The 17,357-nt window shown below is 55.5% G+C and carries 16 protein-coding genes and 1 other RNA gene; 12 read left to right on the forward strand and 5 right to left on the reverse strand.

What is annotated here, in order from left to right; all coding sequences use genetic code 11:
- Positions 1-164: 164 nt before the first annotated feature.
- Entirely contained in the window at positions 165-923 is a 759-nt protein-coding gene (locus SK58_RS05975; protein ID WP_048219517.1) for a metalloprotease LoiP, read from the reverse strand.
- Positions 924-1,195: 272 nt separating this feature from the next.
- On the opposite strand from SK58_RS05975, the gene tkt reads away from it, so the two are divergent.
- From tkt to SK58_RS06010, 7 genes are all read left to right on the forward strand, one after another.
- Positions 1,196-3,187 (forward strand): transketolase, encoded by a 1,992-nt coding sequence (tkt, locus tag SK58_RS05980; RefSeq protein WP_017382908.1) that lies wholly within the window; start codon positions 1,196-1,198, stop codon positions 3,185-3,187.
- Between the two features lie 356 nt (positions 3,188-3,543).
- A complete protein-coding gene (gene epd / locus SK58_RS05985) occupies positions 3,544-4,563 on the forward strand; it encodes an erythrose-4-phosphate dehydrogenase (protein WP_015571810.1) in 1,020 nt (339 codons plus the stop codon).
- A gap of 49 nt (positions 4,564-4,612) precedes the next feature.
- Positions 4,613-5,776, forward strand: coding sequence for a phosphoglycerate kinase (gene pgk, locus SK58_RS05990; RefSeq protein ID WP_032102947.1), 1,164 nt, complete (start codon positions 4,613-4,615; stop codon positions 5,774-5,776).
- 92 nt (positions 5,777-5,868) lie between these two features.
- Entirely contained in the window at positions 5,869-6,948 is a 1,080-nt protein-coding gene (gene fbaA / locus SK58_RS05995) for a class II fructose-bisphosphate aldolase (protein ID WP_017692704.1), read from the forward strand.
- Positions 6,949-7,135: 187 nt separating this feature from the next.
- Entirely contained in the window at positions 7,136-7,990 is an 855-nt protein-coding gene (mscS, locus tag SK58_RS06000) for a small-conductance mechanosensitive channel MscS (RefSeq protein WP_032102946.1), read from the forward strand.
- A 145-nt stretch (positions 7,991-8,135) separates the two neighbouring features.
- Positions 8,136-8,771, forward strand: coding sequence for an arginine exporter ArgO (gene argO, locus SK58_RS06005; RefSeq protein WP_003860085.1), 636 nt, complete (start codon positions 8,136-8,138; stop codon positions 8,769-8,771).
- A gap of 92 nt (positions 8,772-8,863) precedes the next feature.
- Positions 8,864-9,586, forward strand: a complete 723-nt coding sequence (locus SK58_RS06010; protein ID WP_017382904.1) for an oxidative stress defense protein — start codon at positions 8,864-8,866, stop codon at positions 9,584-9,586.
- A gap of 42 nt (positions 9,587-9,628) precedes the next feature.
- On the opposite strand, the gene argP is transcribed toward SK58_RS06010, so the two are convergent.
- Positions 9,629-10,522, reverse strand: a complete 894-nt coding sequence (gene argP / locus SK58_RS06015) for a DNA-binding transcriptional regulator ArgP (RefSeq protein WP_003860089.1) — start codon at positions 10,520-10,522, stop codon at positions 9,629-9,631.
- A gap of 127 nt (positions 10,523-10,649) precedes the next feature.
- On the opposite strand from argP, the gene rpiA reads away from it, so the two are divergent.
- Both rpiA and serA read left to right on the forward strand, forming a co-directional pair.
- Positions 10,650-11,309 carry a ribose-5-phosphate isomerase RpiA gene (gene rpiA / locus SK58_RS06020; RefSeq protein ID WP_003860091.1) on the forward strand — a complete coding sequence of 220 codons (660 nt, stop codon included), beginning with the start codon at positions 10,650-10,652 and terminating at the stop codon, positions 11,307-11,309.
- Positions 11,310-11,575: 266 nt separating this feature from the next.
- Entirely contained in the window at positions 11,576-12,808 is a 1,233-nt protein-coding gene (gene serA, locus SK58_RS06025) for a phosphoglycerate dehydrogenase (RefSeq protein WP_015571805.1), read from the forward strand.
- A gap of 107 nt (positions 12,809-12,915) precedes the next feature.
- Here the strand turns inward: serA and SK58_RS06030 are convergent, their stop codons facing one another.
- The 3 genes from SK58_RS06030 to zapA form a co-directional block, all read right to left on the reverse strand.
- Entirely contained in the window at positions 12,916-13,512 is a 597-nt protein-coding gene (locus tag SK58_RS06030; RefSeq protein ID WP_032102944.1) for a 5-formyltetrahydrofolate cyclo-ligase, read from the reverse strand.
- A 24-nt stretch (positions 13,513-13,536) separates the two neighbouring features.
- A non-coding RNA gene (gene ssrS / locus SK58_RS22165) (6S RNA) lies at positions 13,537-13,720 on the reverse strand.
- A 41-nt stretch (positions 13,721-13,761) separates the two neighbouring features.
- Complete coding sequence (gene zapA / locus SK58_RS06035) at positions 13,762-14,091, reverse strand: cell division protein ZapA (RefSeq protein ID WP_003860096.1); 330 nt, start codon at positions 14,089-14,091, stop codon at positions 13,762-13,764.
- 167 nt (positions 14,092-14,258) lie between these two features.
- Here zapA and SK58_RS06040 point away from each other — a divergent pair, with 167 nt between their 5' ends.
- Genes SK58_RS06040 through ubiH form a run of 3 tightly spaced genes read left to right on the forward strand, consistent with a single transcriptional unit; the run spans position 14,259 to position 17,357 of the window.
- Entirely contained in the window at positions 14,259-14,837 is a 579-nt protein-coding gene (locus tag SK58_RS06040) for a YecA/YgfB family protein (protein WP_003860099.1), read from the forward strand.
- Positions 14,838-14,868: 31 nt separating this feature from the next.
- A complete protein-coding gene (pepP, locus tag SK58_RS06045; RefSeq protein ID WP_094089638.1) occupies positions 14,869-16,182 on the forward strand; it encodes a Xaa-Pro aminopeptidase in 1,314 nt (437 codons plus the stop codon).
- A complete protein-coding gene (ubiH, locus tag SK58_RS06050; RefSeq protein WP_045356763.1) occupies positions 16,179-17,357 on the forward strand; it encodes a 2-octaprenyl-6-methoxyphenyl hydroxylase in 1,179 nt (392 codons plus the stop codon). Before pepP ends, ubiH begins: the two co-directional genes overlap by 4 nt.

The following is a 17,357-nucleotide window of genomic DNA, read 5'->3' on the forward strand; positions in this document are numbered from 1 at the left end:
AGAGATAATTACCGGAAAAAGTTACCTTTGCAATAATTATGTGACCAGACATTTCTGTGTGACAGGGCAGATTTGGCGGGGCTTTCAGGGGTGTTATCGATACGTGCTTTTAAGTTAACAATTCATGCGAAATAAAAAGGAGGCAAAACTGCCTCCTTCTGAAATTATTTAATTCCGTCTGCCGCCATACGGTCGCGAATATGCTGCGCACGCTCTTCCGAAGCCGGGTGATCGTCAAACATGGAGCTTTGACGGCCCTCCTCCAGTTTCGCCAGTTTTTCGAAGCTGGTAGCTAAACCCGATGGATTGATGCCGCGTTTGCGCAACAGATCGTAAGAGTAGTCATCCGCTTCCGACTCCTGACGCTGGGAGAACTGCGAGTTCACCAGTTTTTCGCCCAGGTCGCCCAGCTGCGACTGGGACAGGCTGCCGACGATGCCGCCCGCAGAGGCCGCCGCTGCGCGCACGGCATTGGTGCCCAGCGCAACCTGCATCCCTTTCTTCACGTGACCCAGTGCAACGTGACCCATTTCATGGCCGATCACCGCTTCCACTTCGTTGTCGGTCATCATGTCCATCAGGCCGCTGTAAACGCGGATACAGCCGTTCGCCATCGCAAAGGCGTTGACGTCTTTCGCCATATACACCTTGTAGTTCACCGGCTGACCGTTAATGTTGTCGCCCAGCGCGGAAGCAATCTTGTTCAGACGCTGCGTGTAGGTGCTGTTTGCCGGGGCAAGCGTAGCTTTTCCATCCATATCCTTACAGGCCTCGTCGCTCAACGCTTTCACCTGCGCATCGCTCAATGAGTAGGCCTGAAAAGCTTCTGCGCCTGAGGTCATCAGGCCGTTAGAATCCATATTCTGACAGCCGCTTAGCAGGAGCGTTGTTCCCACAGCCAGCCCGATTGCACGCATTTTCATGATGTTGCTTCCGTACTCGTTAATCTGAATTAATTCCGAAAAATGCACCGTCAACGAAGCCGGTGTCGGGCTAAGTATAAGGAATATCGACAGAGGCGGGCGAGCAGATTGCGCAACATGCGAGCATGATCCAGAGATTTCTTAAGCTGCAAAAGAATGGTCCATGTACATGCCCTGCGGCTTGGGTTACATTGTTGGCACTTTTTTCCGGCGTAGCCCAAAACGCGCTGTCGTCAAGGGCATGGCCTTTAACAGTCCGATCTGGAGTTAAAATGTCCTCACGTAAAGAGCTTGCTAATGCTATTCGTGCGCTGAGCATGGACGCAGTACAGAAAGCCAAATCCGGCCACCCGGGCGCCCCTATGGGCATGGCTGACATCGCCGAAGTCCTGTGGCGTGATTTCCTTAACCACAACCCGCAGAACCCGGCATGGGCAGACCGCGACCGTTTCGTGCTGTCTAACGGCCACGGCTCTATGCTGATCTACAGCCTGCTGCACCTCACTGGCTACGATCTGCCAATCGAAGAGCTGAAAAACTTCCGTCAGCTGCACTCCAAAACTCCAGGTCACCCGGAAGTGGGCTACACCGCTGGCGTTGAAACCACTACCGGTCCGCTGGGTCAGGGCATCGCTAACGCCGTAGGGATGGCGATTGCAGAGAAGACCCTGGCGGCGCAGTTTAACCGTCCTGGCCACGACATCGTTGACCACTTCACCTACGCCTTCCTGGGCGACGGCTGCATGATGGAAGGCATTTCTCACGAAGTGTGCTCCCTGGCAGGCACCCTGAAGCTGGGTAAACTGGTTGCGTTCTACGACGACAACGGCATCTCCATCGACGGTCATGTTGAAGGCTGGTTCACTGACGACACCGCCGCACGTTTCGAAGCCTACGGCTGGCACGTTGTGCGCGGCGTTGATGGCCACGATGCTGACTCGATTAAACGTGCCGTAGAAGAAGCGCGCGCCGTGACCGACAAACCGTCCCTGCTGATGTGCAAAACCATCATCGGCTTCGGTTCTCCGAACAAAGCGGGCACTCATGACTCCCACGGCGCACCGCTGGGCGACGCGGAAATTGCACTGACCCGTGAAGCACTTGGCTGGAAACACCCTGCCTTCGAAATCCCGTCTGAAATCTACGCTCAGTGGGATGCGAAAGAAGTGGGCCAGGCGAAAGAAGCGGCCTGGAACGAGAAGTTCGCGGCATACGCGAAAGCCTTCCCTCAGGAAGCGGCTGAATTCACCCGTCGTATGAAAGGCGACATGCCGTCTGACTTCGACGCGAAAGCGAACGAATTCATCGCGAAGTTGCAGGCGAACCCAGCCAAGATCGCCAGCCGTAAAGCATCTCAGAATGCGATCGAAGCGTTTGGCCCTCTGCTTCCAGAATTCCTCGGCGGCTCCGCTGACCTGGCGCCATCAAACCTGACCCTGTGGTCCGGATCTAAGCCAATCAACGAAGATACTGCCGGTAACTACATCCATTACGGTGTACGTGAATTCGGGATGACCGCGATTGCCAACGGTATCGCTCTGCACGGTGGCTTCCTGCCGTACACCTCTACCTTCCTGATGTTTGTGGAATATGCACGTAACGCCGTGCGTATGGCTGCGCTGATGAAACAGCGTCAGGTGATGGTCTACACCCACGACTCTATCGGTCTGGGCGAAGACGGTCCTACCCACCAGCCAGTAGAGCAGGTGGCTTCTCTGCGCGTGACCCCGAACATGAGCACATGGCGTCCATGTGACCAGGTTGAATCTGCGGTGGCGTGGAAATACGGCGTTGAGCGTCATGATGGCCCGACCGCACTGATCCTCTCCCGTCAGAACCTGGCGCAGCAGGAGCGTACCCCAGAGCAGCTGGCAAACATCGCGCGCGGTGGTTACGTGCTGAAAGATTGCGCAGGCCAGCCTGAGCTGATCTTCATCGCGACCGGTTCTGAAGTTGAACTGGCCGTTGCCGCATGGGAAAAACTGACTGCTGAAGGCGTGAAAGCGCGTGTGGTTTCTATGCCATCTACCGATGCGTTCGACAAGCAGGATGCCGCGTACCGCGAATCCGTACTGCCTAAAGCGGTCTCCGCTCGCGTGGCAGTGGAAGCGGGTATCGCTGACTACTGGTTCAAATACGTTGGCCTGAACGGCGCTATCGTCGGTATGACCACGTTTGGTGAGTCTGCGCCAGCTGAACAGCTGTTTGAAGAGTTTGGCTTCACCGTTGAGAACGTTGTCGCTAAGGCGAAAGAACTGCTGTAATTGCCGTTTTGCCCGGTGGCGCTAACGCTTACCGGGCCTACAAATGGCATAAAATGTAGGCCGGGTAAGCGTTAGCGCCACCCGGCTTTTTTGTATGCACGATTCCTCAGACATGTAACTGCTCTGTAAATTATTCCACCGAAAATGTGATGCAAGTCATATAGCTCGCTTATTCATCTGGACAGAGATTCCTTTTATTCCCCGATTCGCTTATTCTTGCTGAAGCGTTTCAGTCGATTAAATGTTCGACAATTGACCAATCAATCGCAGTTTGTGACAGCAAGGATTCCCCTTCGGGCGTCGCTGGATTACTCTTTCAGCCACCTCAAACTCAGGGATAGCTTTGCAGGAGATCTATGACCGTACGCGTAGCGATTAATGGCTTCGGTCGCATCGGACGCAACGTGGTTCGTGCTTTATATGAATCCGGGCGTCGTGCGGAAATCACCGTGGTGGCAATCAATGAACTGGCGGATGCTGCGGGCATGGCGCATTTGTTGAAATATGACACCAGCCACGGTCGCTTTGCCTGGGACGTTCGCCAGGAAAGGGAACAGCTGTTCGTCGGTGACGATGCCATCCGCGTGCTGCATGAGAACAGTATTGAAGGGCTGCCCTGGCGCGAACTGGGTGTGGATGTGGTGCTGGACTGTACCGGCGTGTACGGTAACCGTGAACATGGCGAAGCGCATCTGAATGCTGGCGCGAAAAAAGTGCTGTTCTCCCATCCCGGCAGTAACGACCTCGACGCCACCGTCGTGTTTGGCGTCAACCAGCACGAGCTGCAAGCTGAACACCGCATTGTCTCCAACGCCTCCTGCACCACCAACTGCATTATTCCGGTCATTAAACTGTTAGACGATGCGTATGGCATTGAATCCGGCACCGTGACCACGATTCACTCCGCCATGCACGATCAGCAGGTCATCGACGCCTACCATCCGGATTTACGGCGCACTCGCGCGGCGAGCCAGTCCATCATTCCGGTGGATACGAAACTGGCTGCCGGGATCACCCGTATTTTCCCGCAGTTTAACGACCGTTTCGAAGCGATTGCCGTGCGCGTGCCGACGATAAACGTCACCGCAATCGATCTTAGCGTGACGGTGAAAAAACCGGTAAAAGCCTGTGAAGTCAACCTGTTGCTGCAAAAAGCGGCACAGGGAGCATTTCATGGTATAGTTGACTATACGGAATTACCGTTGGTCTCAGTAGATTTTAACCACGACCCGCACAGCGCCATCGTGGATGGCACGCAGACGCGAGTCAGTGGTGCGCACCTTATCAAGACGCTGGTCTGGTGTGATAACGAATGGGGCTTTGCTAACCGAATGCTCGACACCACGTTAGCCATGGCCGCAAAAGGTTTCAGGTAGAGCGCACCTTGCGCTTGCAAAACTTTAAGAATCAACGAGAGGATTCACCATGTCTGTAATTAAGATGACCGATCTGGATCTGGCAGGTAAACGCGTTTTCATCCGTGCCGATCTGAACGTACCGGTTAAAGATGGCAAAGTGACCAGCGACGCGCGTATCCGTGCATCTCTGCCAACCATTGAACTGGCTCTGAAGCAGGGCGCTAAAGTGATGGTCACCTCCCACCTGGGCCGTCCAACTGAAGGCGAGTACAACGAAGAGTTCTCTCTGCTGCCGGTTGTTAATTACCTGAAAGACAAACTGTCCAGCCCGGTTCGCCTGGTGAAAGATTACCTGGACGGCGTAGACGTTGCCGAAGGTGAGCTGGTTGTTCTGGAAAACGTTCGCTTCAACAAAGGCGAAAAGAAAGACGACGAAACCCTGTCCAAAAAATACGCTGCGCTGTGCGACGTATTCGTGATGGATGCATTCGGTACGGCTCACCGTGCGCAGGCATCTACCCACGGTATCGGTAAATTCGCAGACGTCGCCTGTGCAGGTCCGCTGCTGGCTGACGAACTGGAAGCGCTGGGTAAAGCACTGAAAGAACCTGCTCGTCCAATGGTCGCTATCGTTGGTGGTTCTAAAGTTTCTACCAAACTGACCGTACTGGATTCCCTGTCCAAAATCGCTGACCAGCTGATCGTTGGCGGTGGTATCGCGAACACCTTCGTTGCTGCGCAAGGCCACAACGTGGGTAAATCCCTGTACGAAGCGGATCTGGTTGACGAAGCCAAACGTCTGCTGAGCACCTGTGATATCCCGGTTCCAACTGACGTTCGTGTAGCTACCGAGTTCTCCGAAACCGCTACCGCAACCCTGAAATCTGTTAACGACATCAAAGATGAAGAGCAGATTCTGGACCTGGGCGACGTTTCTGCACAGAAACTGGCTGAAATCCTGAAAAACGCAAAAACTATCCTGTGGAACGGTCCTGTCGGCGTGTTCGAATTCCCGAACTTCCGCAAAGGGACTGAGATCGTGGCTAATGCTATCGCAGACAGCGAAGCGTTCTCTATCGCAGGCGGTGGTGACACCCTGGCAGCTATCGATCTGTTCGGTATCGCTGACAAGATCTCCTACATCTCCACTGGTGGCGGCGCATTCCTCGAATTCGTGGAAGGTAAAGTCCTGCCAGCAGTAGCAATGCTCGAAGAGCGCGCTAAGAAGTAAGCCATTCAGGGGCAGGGAAACCTGCCCAATTTTCAGCGCGCTTATCAGAGCTCGCACCTTTTCTAACGGCCGAAGATACAGGACTAAGCAACATGTCTAAAATTTTTGATTTCGTAAAACCTGGCGTTATCACTGGTGATGACGTACAGAAAGTGTTCCAGGTAGCTAAAGAAAACAACTTCGCTCTGCCAGCAGTTAACTGCGTAGGTACCGACTCCATCAACGCCGTACTGGAAACCGCTGCAAAAGTTAAAGCACCGGTTATCGTTCAGTTCTCTAACGGCGGCGCTGCGTTCATCGCAGGTAAAGGCGTGAAAACTGACGTTCCTCAGGGCGCTGCTATCTTGGGTGCTATCTCTGGCGCACATCACGTTCACCAGATGGCTGAGCACTACGGTGTTCCGGTTATCCTGCACACTGACCACTGCGCGAAAAAACTGCTGCCGTGGATCGACGGTCTGCTGGACGCAGGTGAAAAACACTTCGCAGCAACCGGTAAGCCACTGTTCTCTTCTCACATGATCGACCTGTCCGAAGAGTCTCTGGAAGAAAACATCGAGATCTGCTCTAAGTACCTGGCGCGTATGTCCAAAATGGGCATGACCCTGGAAATCGAACTGGGTTGCACCGGCGGTGAAGAAGACGGTGTGGACAACAGCCACATGGACGCTTCTGCTCTGTACACTCAGCCAGAAGACGTTGATTACGCTTACACCGAGCTGAGCAAAATCAGCCCACGCTTCACCATCGCAGCGTCCTTCGGTAACGTACACGGCGTATACAAACCAGGTAACGTGGTTCTGACCCCGACCATCCTGCGTGATTCTCAGGAATACGTGTCTAAGAAACACAACCTGCCGCACAACAGCCTGAACTTCGTCTTCCACGGCGGTTCCGGTTCTTCTGCTCAGGAAATCAAAGACTCCGTAAGCTACGGCGTAGTGAAAATGAACATCGATACCGACACCCAGTGGGCAACCTGGGACGGTATCCTGCAATACTACAAAACCAACGAAGCTTACCTGCAAGGTCAGCTGGGCAACCCGAAAGGCGAAGACCAGCCGAACAAGAAATACTACGATCCACGCGTATGGCTGCGCGCTGCCCAGACTTCTATGATTACTCGTCTGGAGCAGGCATTCAAAGAACTGAACGCGGTTGACGTTCTGTAATTTGAGCTGTTCATAGCCTCAAGAAGGTCCGCATATGCGGGCCTTTTTTTATGCCTTTTCAATAGCCTGATGCCTCTGTTTTTGTGATCTGTTTGGCAATATCATGGCTTTTTGTTTACCCTTTACTGACCTGCCTGTCTCCGTGTGGGATAGATTTTGTGGTTTTTATGAGCATAAGGAAAGATAAATGGAAGATCTCGGTGTTGTAGATAGCATCAATAACGCTGGCTCCTGGCTGGTGCGCAACCAGGCGCTCCTGATTAGTTACGCTGTGAATATTGCGGCGGCAATCGCCATTATTATTGTGGGGATGATCGTTGCCCGCACGGTTTCCCGGGGCGTTAATCGCGTAATGCTATCCCGTCATATCGATGCAACCGTTGCTGATTTCCTTTCTGCGCTGGTGCGTTACGGGATTATTGCGTTTACCCTCATTGCGGCAATGGGGCGGGTCGGTGTACAGACCGCTTCGGTCATTGCCGTACTTGGTGCCGCTGGTCTGGCCGTAGGTCTCGCTCTTCAGGGCTCGCTGGCTAACCTTGCAGCTGGCGTACTGTTAGTGACGTTCCGTCCTTTCCGTGCCGGAGAGTATGTTGATCTCGGTGGCACTGCGGGCACCGTGCTGAACGTGCAGATTTTTTCTACCACGCTGCGTTCGGCAGACGGCAAAATCGTCATTGTGCCAAACAAGAAAGTGATTGATGGCAACATTACTAACTTCTCTCGTGAGCCGGTTCGCCGTAATGAACTCATTATCGGGGTTGGCTATGATTCAGATACTGAGTTGGTGAAAAAGCTGATTACCGATATCATCGAATCAGATGACCGCATTCTTAAAGATCGCGAAATGACCGTTCGCCTGAACGAGTTGGGCGCGTCATCCATTAATTTTGTGGTGCGCATCTGGAGTAAAAGCGGCGATCTGCAAAACGTTTACTGGGACGTGCTGGAGCGCATTAAGCGTGATTTCGATGCCAACGGCATCAGCTTCCCGTACCCGCAGATGGACGTAAACGTCAAAAAAATCAAAGAAGCAGAGTAACGTCTCTCGTAGGCCCGGTAAGCGTCAGCGACACCGGGCTTTTCTTTTATTAGCCCGGCTAATCCCCAATTAATATTATCAATTTCCTCTAATGCCGTTCCCGCAGTATAGTCTGCCTCCAGGACAACTCTGCGAGAATTACGTCATGTTATCTTATTATTTTCAAGGGCTTGCATTAGGTGCGGCCATGATCCTTCCCCTTGGTCCACAAAATGCGTTTGTGATGAACCAGGGCATTCGCCGTCAGTATCATCTGATGATTGCCCTGCTGTGCGCGGTGAGCGATTTGCTACTGATTTGCGCCGGGATTTTTGGCGGCAGCGCCTTGCTGATGCAGTCGCCGTGGCTGCTGGCGCTGGTTACCTGGGGCGGCGTAGCGTTTCTGCTGTGGTACGGGTTTGGCGCCCTGAAAACGGCCATGAGCAGCAATCTTGAGCTGGCGAGCGCCGAAGTGATGAAGCAGGGGCGCTGGAAGATTATCGTCACCATGCTCGCCGTGACGTGGCTTAACCCGCACGTTTATCTTGATACGTTCGTGGTGCTCGGCAGCCTGGGTGGACAGCTGGACGTTGAGCCCAAGCGCTGGTTTGCGCTCGGTACGGTCAGCGCCTCCTTCCTCTGGTTCTTTGGTCTTGCGATCCTGGCGGCATGGCTGGCGCCCCGTCTGCGCACCGCTAAAGCGCAGCGCATTATCAATACCCTGGTTGGGCTGGTGATGTGGTTTATTGCCTTCCAGCTGGCGAAAGAGGGCATTCATCACGTACAGGGATTGTTCAACTAAGCGTTGTCTTATGGACATCTGAACAAGACCCGCTAAGCTTGCTGGCATGAGCCCTGTTGATGGGGCACTCTTCGCAACATGGAGGAATGACAGTGAAGTTTAAGGTGATGGCCCTGGCGGCATTAGTAAGTTTAGGTGCGGTGTCGGTGCAGGCGAATGAACTGCCAAACGGCCCGCACATTGTCACTTCAGGCACGGCAAGCGTGGATGCGGTACCGGATGTTGCAACCCTGGCAATTGAAGTGAACGTGGCGGCGAAAGATGCTGCTTCCGCCAAGAAACAGGCAGACGATCGTGTTGCGCAATACCTCTCTTTCCTGGAACAGAACGGTGTCGCGAAAAAAGACATCAGCTCTGCGAACCTGCGTACCCAACCGGATTACGACTACCAGAACGGCAAAAGCATCCTGAAAGGCTATCGCGCCGTGCGTACTGTGGAAGTGACTGTACGCCAGCTTGATAAGCTCAACGGATTGCTGGATGGTGCGCTGAAGGCTGGGCTGAACGAAATTCGTTCCGTCTCGCTGGGCGTTGCGCAACCGGAGAAATATAAAGACGAAGCGCGTAAAGCGGCGATTGATGATGCCATTCATCAGGCGCAGCAGCTGGCATCCGGCTTCAAGACCAAGCTCGGTCCGGTTTACAGCGTGCGCTACCACGTTTCAAACTACCAGCCAAGCCCGATGGTTCGGATGATGAAGGCGGACGCCGCGCCGGTTTCTGCTCAGGAAACCTATGAGCAGCCAACCATTCAGTTCGACGATCAGGTTGATGTGGTGTTCCAGCTGGAGCCGACTGAAAAGCCCGCTCAGTAACCCGTAGGCCGGGTAAGGCGTAGCGGCCACCCGGCTTTTCTTTTAATCCTGCCTCAAAACCTTATGCCCAAACGCCAGCAGTGCGTCAGTGACGTTGCGCATCATGCGGCTTTCCGGCGCAAAACGGTGCCAGTACAGCATCCGGCGCTGATACAGCCCCGGGGTTAAATCAATCAGCTCACCGCTTTTCAACTCTTTCTCAATCTGCAAATGCGGGATCATGCAGCAGGTGGTTCCCTGACGCGCGAGCTGTACGAAGGCTTCGGACGAGTTAACGATATGACACGGCACGCTGCCCGGCGGCAGATCGAAGTTTTGTTGCAGGAAGGCCTGATGCATATCGTCCAGATGGTCGAACGCGACGGCAGGCGCTTTCAGCAGCGCGGCGCGGGTCACACCGTTCGGGAAGTAGCGCTCGGCAAAGGCTTTTGAACCGACAAACAGGTAATCCAGCGCGCCCAGCTGATCCACCAGACAGCTTGGCAACGCCTGAGGCTGAATACTGACCGCACCAACCACTTCGCCACGGCGCAGGCGCTCCTGGGTGCGGGTCTCGTCTTCAACCTGGAGATTCAGGCGGATAGGGGAGTCGGCCAGCACCGGCGCAAGGGCCGGCAGCAGCCAGGTTGCCAGACTGTCGGCGTTCACCGCCAGCGACAGCAGCAGCGGCGTGGAGCCGGTCTGTTCATCGCCCAGCCACTCATCTTCCAGCAGTTCAACCTGCCGCAGCAGGGCGAGGAGCTTTTGTCCTTGCTCCGTCGGACGCGGCGGTACGGTACGCACCAGCAGCGGCTGCCCGAACATGTTTTCAAGCTGTTTGATACGCTGTGATACGGCGGACTGGGTGATGCACAGCTTTTGCGCCGCGCGCTCAAAACCGCGTTCACGAATAACTGCATCAAGTGCCTGTAGTGTTCTGTAGTCCGGACGTTTCATTGCTCTGGCTGACTCCTTAATTTTGCTTAATCTGCACTATGACACAATTTTCCCTTCGTGGCAGACGAAATCCATTCGACGTGTTCTATAATGCGCCCTGAGTTTTCACACCACAGGCAAAACGATCATGACGCAGGATGAACTGAAAAAAGCAGTAGGATGGGCCGCTCTCCAGTACGTACAGCCGGGTACCATTGTCGGTGTTGGTACGGGGTCGACGGCGGCGCACTTTATCGATGCGCTGGGCACGATGAAGGGGCAGATCGAGGGCGCGGTTTCCAGCTCCGATGCTTCCACGGAAAAGCTGAAAAGCCTCGGCATTACCGTTTTCGACCTCAACGAAGTGGACCGTCTGGGCATTTACGTTGATGGCGCGGATGAAATCAACGGCCACATGCAGATGATCAAAGGCGGTGGCGCGGCGCTGACCCGCGAAAAAATCATCGCTTCCGTGGCGGATAAGTTCATCTGCATCGCGGACGCCTCCAAGCAGGTCGACATTCTGGGGAATTTCCCGCTGCCGGTCGAAGTGATCCCGATGGCGCGCAGCGCCGTGGCACGTCAACTGGTGAAGCTGGGTGGTCGTCCGGAATACCGTCAGGGTGTGGTGACCGACAACGGCAACGTGATCCTCGACGTTCATGGCCTTGAGATCCTCGATGCCATTGCGCTGGAAAATGCGATCAACGGCATTCCAGGCGTCGTTACCGTAGGGTTATTTGCCAACCGTGGCGCGGACGTGGCGCTGATCGGCACGGCTGACGGTGTAAAAACCATCGTAAAATGATCTGACGGGGGGAGCGCTCCCCCCGCTAAAAAAATTTTGAAAAGCTAAATTCGGTGACTTGTGTCACGTTTTTCCGCCTCTTTTGCCGATCCTGCCACGTTCGTAATTATCCGCAGCATTTTCCTCTGCCATTTTGCTCTGTATGACTTTTCTTCAGAGTGCCGACGCAAACGTTCATATTGCTGCAATAGTTTTTTTTGATATGTTGGCTGCACGGGATTTATATCCAGCACAACATCAGTTCAGATAAAAACAGGGTCGGGTAAATGGCAAAGGTATCACTGGAGAAAGACAAGATTAAATTCCTGCTGGTTGAAGGCGTGCACCAGAAAGCGCTCGATAGCCTTCGCGCAGCAGGCTACACCAACATCGAATTTCACAAAGGCGCGCTGGACACTGAAGAGCTGAAAGCGTCCATCCGTGATGCCCATTTCATTGGCCTGCGATCCCGTACCCAACTGACTGAAGACGTTATTGCTGCGGCGGAAAAGCTGGTGGCGATTGGCTGTTTCTGCATCGGCACCAACCAGGTTGATCTGAATGCCGCCGCAAAACGCGGTATCCCGGTCTTTAACGCGCCGTTCTCTAACACCCGTTCCGTGGCGGAGCTGGTGATTGGCGAGCTGCTGCTGCTCCTTCGCGGCATTCCGGAAGCTAACGCCAAAGCGCACCGTGGCGTATGGAATAAGCTGGCCGCGGGCTCCTACGAAGCGCGTGGTAAAAAGCTCGGGATTATCGGTTACGGCCACATCGGTACGCAGCTCGGTATTCTGGCGGAATCCCTCGGCATGCACGTGTTTTTCTACGATATCGAAAGCAAGCTGCCGCTGGGTAACGCGACGCAGGTGCAGCATCTCTCTGATCTGCTGAATATGAGCGACGTGGTCAGCCTGCACGTGCCGGAAAATGCGTCCACCAAAAACATGATGGGGGCGGAAGAGCTGGCGCTGATGAAGCCGGGCGCTCTGCTGATCAACGCCGCGCGTGGTACGGTGGTTGACATTCCTGCGCTGTGCGACGCGCTGAAGCGTAAGCATCTGGCGGGTGCGGCGATTGACGTGTTCCCGACGGAACCAGCCACCAACAGCGATCCGTTCACCTCTCCGCTGTGCGAGTTCGACAACGTGATCCTGACGCCGCACATCGGCGGTTCTACTCAGGAAGCGCAGGAGAATATCGGCCTGGAAGTGGCGGGTAAACTGAGCAAATATTCCGACAACGGTTCAACGCTCTCTGCGGTGAACTTCCCGGAGGTGTCTCTGCCGCTGCACGGTGGGCGTCGTCTGCTGCACATCCACGAAAACCGTCCTGGCGTGCTGACCGCCATCAACCAGATTTTTGCCGAGCAGGGCGTTAACATTGCCGCGCAGTATCTGCAAACTAACTCGCAGATGGGTTATGTGGTGATTGATATTGAAGCGGATGAAGATATCGCCGAGAAAGCATTGCAGAGCATGAAGGCCATTCCGGGGACGATTCGCGCGCGCCTGTTGTACTGATGGTGCGAGGTAAATGCAAAACGGTAACGATAGTTACCGTTTTTTATGTTTTCACCCTCTCCCTGTGGGAGAGGGCTGGGGTGAGGGCATCTGGCCGCACGCTTGGTTCACCACTCCCACAACTTCGATGGCGTCACCACCGCCGGCAACGGCACATCCCATTTCTCTACGGGTAATGCCTCCACGCCCTGGCAATCATGCGCATACCCCACCGGCTGCAATCCGTACTGCTGCCAGTTTTGTAGCGTCCTGTCATAGAATCCCCCGCCCATGCCCAATCGCTGGCCCTGCTCGTCAAACGCCACCAGCGGCGTAATCAGCACATCCAGCCCGGAAAGCGGGAGCACGTCGCGCACGTCGAGTTTGGGTTCGGTGATTTTCAGACGATTCACCACCAGCTCGCTGTGCGGATGGTAGTGCAGAAACAGCAGATTGCCCGGGCTAAAGGGATGCAGAACCGGCAGGTAAACTTTTTTCCCGGCGCGCCAGAGCTGGTCGATAAGCGGTTGGGTATCCAGCTCACCATCAAACGAGAGAAACAGCGCGACGGTGTTTGCCATCACCACAGGCGGATAGGCCATCATGCGGGCGGCGGCCTGCTGGGCAAACTGTGCCTGTTGCTCGGCGCTTAGGGCGCGACGACGCTGGCGAATAAGCTGACGGATGTCCTGGCGTGAAGCAGAAACTTCAGGGAGTTGAGTCATGGTAGTCGGTAGAAGAAAAGAGAGGGAATCTCCGAGATGCCGCCGCAGGCTGTAACCCTTGAACCCTTGGTTCAAGGTGAATGTGTCGTCATAGTTTTAAGGCTTCTCGGACGAACCGAGCATGCTCACCAACCATGGAGCGCCACATTCTTGTGGTATGAAATATCGGCTCAGGGGACTGGCCCGCTTGCGAACATCTCAGAGAAATTTTGTCTTCACAGTTACTCTACCATAGTCAACTGAGAAGTGTTATTCAAACTTTGGTCCCGGTCTTTCGGGACTGCGACCTTGATCAAGCAATGCCTGTTCTATGGTCTGCTGGAGCATTTTAATGCGCTGCTCCATGCTTGCCGCGTAATCGCGGGTCTTCGCTTTTTCCTGAGTCAGTTCATAGCTGATGTTCAACGCGGCGATGAAAACCAGCTGCTCAGTATTTGTGACTCTAGTGCGTTCTTTTAGATCTTGCAACCGCTGATTCAAATCGTCCGCAGCCTGATTCAAGGCATCCCTTTGTTCAGGCGGACAATTCACTCGCAGTGAACGGCCAAAAATCTGGAGATCGACGGGTTGTGCAGACATGCCACCTTCCTGCTGATTGACTGCGCTGCCTTCGCATACTGCCCCGGGGGCTGCGAAGGGGCGACACTATAGCTACCCTGATGTGAAGATACAAGCCCTTTTCTGGTATCACCAGGGTCCAAAGTGGTAGCATATCATGAATATCCTCCCTTTGATGACGAATGCGTATGTCTATACAGAACGAAATGCCTGGTTACAAGGATTTAAACCAGTTACTGAACCAGCAGGGAGTCGGTCTGACCCCTGCCGAAATGCACGGTCTGATCAGCGGCATACTGTGCGGCGGAAACAGCGACAGCTCATGGCAGCCGCTGATCCACGACCTCACCAACGAAGGGCTGGCGTTTGGCCACGAACTGGCGGAAGCGCTGCGTAAAATGCACGCCGCAACCAGCGATTCCCTGGAAGACGATGGCTTTCTTTTTCAGCTTTATCTGCCTGAAGGCGACGATGTCAGCGTCTTCGATCGCGCTGATGCGCTCGCGGGTTGGGTAAACCACTATCTTCTTGGCCTGGGCGTAACCCAGCCTAAACTGGATAAAGTGACCGGCGAAGCGGGTGAAGCGATCGACGATCTGCGCAACATCGCCCAGCTCGGCTACGATGAAGACGAAGACCAGGAAGAGCTGGAGATGTCTCTCGAAGAGATTATCGAGTACGTACGCGTGGCGTCTCTGCTGTGCCACGACAACTTTACGCGCTCGCAGCCGACCGCGCCGGAAGTTCGCAAGCCAACATTACACTAAGAAAAATAACGCACAGGAGGGTGTCATGGTTATCTCCAGTCAAGAGTATTCTCGCCGTCGTCAGGCGCTGCTGGCAAAAATGCAGCCGGGAAGCGCTGCCCTGATTTTCGCCGCGCCGGAAGTGACGCGCAGCGCCGACAGCGAATACCCCTATCGCCAGAGCAGTGATTTCTGGTACTTCACCGGGTTTAACGAGCCGGAAGCGGTACTGGTGCTGATTAAAAGCAATGACACCCACAACCACAGCGTGATTTTTAACCGCGTGCGCGATCTGACCGCGGAAATCTGGTTTGGCCGCCGCTTAGGACAGGAGGCGGCGCCGGAAAAACTGGGCGTGGACCGCGCGCTGGCCTACAGCGAAATCAACCAGCAGCTCTACCAACTGCTGAACGGTCTGGACGTGCTCTATCACGCCCAGGGCGAATACGCGTATGCGGATGACATTGTTTTCACCGCGCTGGATAAGCTGCGTAAAGGCTCACGTCAGAATTTGTCTGCACCCGCCACCCTGACGGACTGGCGACCGATGGTGCATGAGATGCGCCTGTTCAAGTCTGAAGAAGAGCTGAACGTGATGCGCCGCGCGGGCGAAATCAGCGCCCTGGCGCATACCCGCGCCATGGAAAAGTGCCATCCCGGTATGTTCGAGTACCAGCTTGAAGGCGAAATTCACCATGAATTTAACCGTCACGGTGCGCGCTTCCCGTCCTATAACACCATCGTAGGCGGCGGGGAAAATGGCTGCATTCTGCACTACACCGAAAACGAAAGTGAACTGCGCGACGGCGATCTGGTGCTGATTGACGCCGGCTGTGAATATCAGGGTTACGCGGGCGACATCACCCGTACCTTCCCGGTGAACGGTAAATTCACCTCCGCGCAGCGTGAAATCTATGACATCGTGCTTGAGTCTCTGGAGACCGCGCTGACGCTGTTCCGTCCTGGCACCTCCATCCAGGAGGTTACGGGCGAGGTGGTGCGCATCATGATTACCGGGCTGGTGAAGCTCGGCATTCTGAAAGGCGATGTGGACACCCTTATAACCGAAAACGCCCATCGTCCGTACTTTATGCACGGCCTGAGCCACTGGCTGGGGCTGGATGTGCATGACGTCGGGGCATACGGTCCGGAACGTTCGCGCGTGCTGGAGCCTGGCATGGTGCTGACCGTTGAGCCGGGGCTGTACATCGCGCCGGATGCCGACGTGCCGGAACAGTACCGCGGGATCGGCATTCGTATTGAAGATGACATCGTCATCACGGAAACCGGTAACGAAAACCTGACCGCGACCGTGGTGAAAAAAGCCGACGACATCGAGGCGCTGATGGCGGCGGCACGCGGATGAGCGTAATCATTGTTGGCGGAGGCATGACCGGCGCTACTCTGGCGCTGGCTATTTCGCAGTTAACCCAGGGCCAGCTTCCGGTGCATCTCGTCGAGGCGGTCGCGCCGCAGGCGGCCGATCATCCCGGTTTCGACGCCCGCGCTATCGCGCTGGCGCAGGGAACCTGTCAGCAGCTTGCGCGTATTGGGATCTGGCAGGCGATAGCGGATTGTGCAACGGCGATCGGCACCGTTCACGTCAGCGATCGCGGGCATGCCGGGTTTGTGACGCTGGATGCCCACGATTATCGGATCGAGGCGCTGGGGCAGGTTGTCGAGCTACATGACGTAGGGCTGCGGCTGTTCCGTCTGTTACAGGACGCGCCTGGCGTCACGCTGCACTGTCCGGCGCGCGTCGCCAGCTTCAGCCGCTGTGACGAGGCCGTCAGCGTGACGCTGGACAACGGCACCACGCTGGAGGGGCAACTGCTGGTGGCGGCAGATGGTTCACGCTCCGCGATCGCCACGCAGTGCGGCGTCGAATGGCGCTCTGAACCCTATGGGCAGGCGGCGGTCATCGCTAACGTCTCCACGGCTGGCGCGCATAACGGCAGGGCATTTGAGCGCTTCACGGAGCACGGCCCGCTGGCCATGCTGCCGATGTCGAACGGGCGCTGCTCGCTGGTATGGTGCCATGCGCAGGATCGGGCCGATGAGGTTCTCTCCTGGTCCGACGAACGTTTTTGTTCCGAGCTGCAAAAGGCCTTCGGCTGGCGGCTTGGGCGCATCACCCACGCCGGAAAACGCGTGGCCTATCCGCTCGCGCTGACGACCGCATCGCAGACTGTCTCCCATCGCGTCGCCCTGGTCGGCAACGCCGCGCAGACGCTGCACCCCATCGCCGGGCAAGGCTTCAACCTTGGCCTCCGTGACGTAATGAGTCTGGCAGAGCTCCTGGCCCGGACATGGAGCGAACAACAGGATTGTGGCGCATACTCAGTGCTGAGCCATTACCAGAAACGACGCCAGGCGGACAAAGCGGCGACCATTGGCGTCACCGACGGTTTAGTCCACCTGTTTGCCAATCGCTGGGCACCGCTGGTTGCGGGTCGCAACCTTGGGCTGATGGCGATGGAACTGTTCATTCCGGCACGTGACGTGCTGGCGCAGCGGACCCTGGGTTGGGTCGCGCGTTAA

The organism is Enterobacter sp. BIDMC93, assembly GCF_001037805.1.
Lineage (GTDB): Bacteria > Pseudomonadota > Gammaproteobacteria > Enterobacterales > Enterobacteriaceae > Enterobacter > Enterobacter hormaechei_C.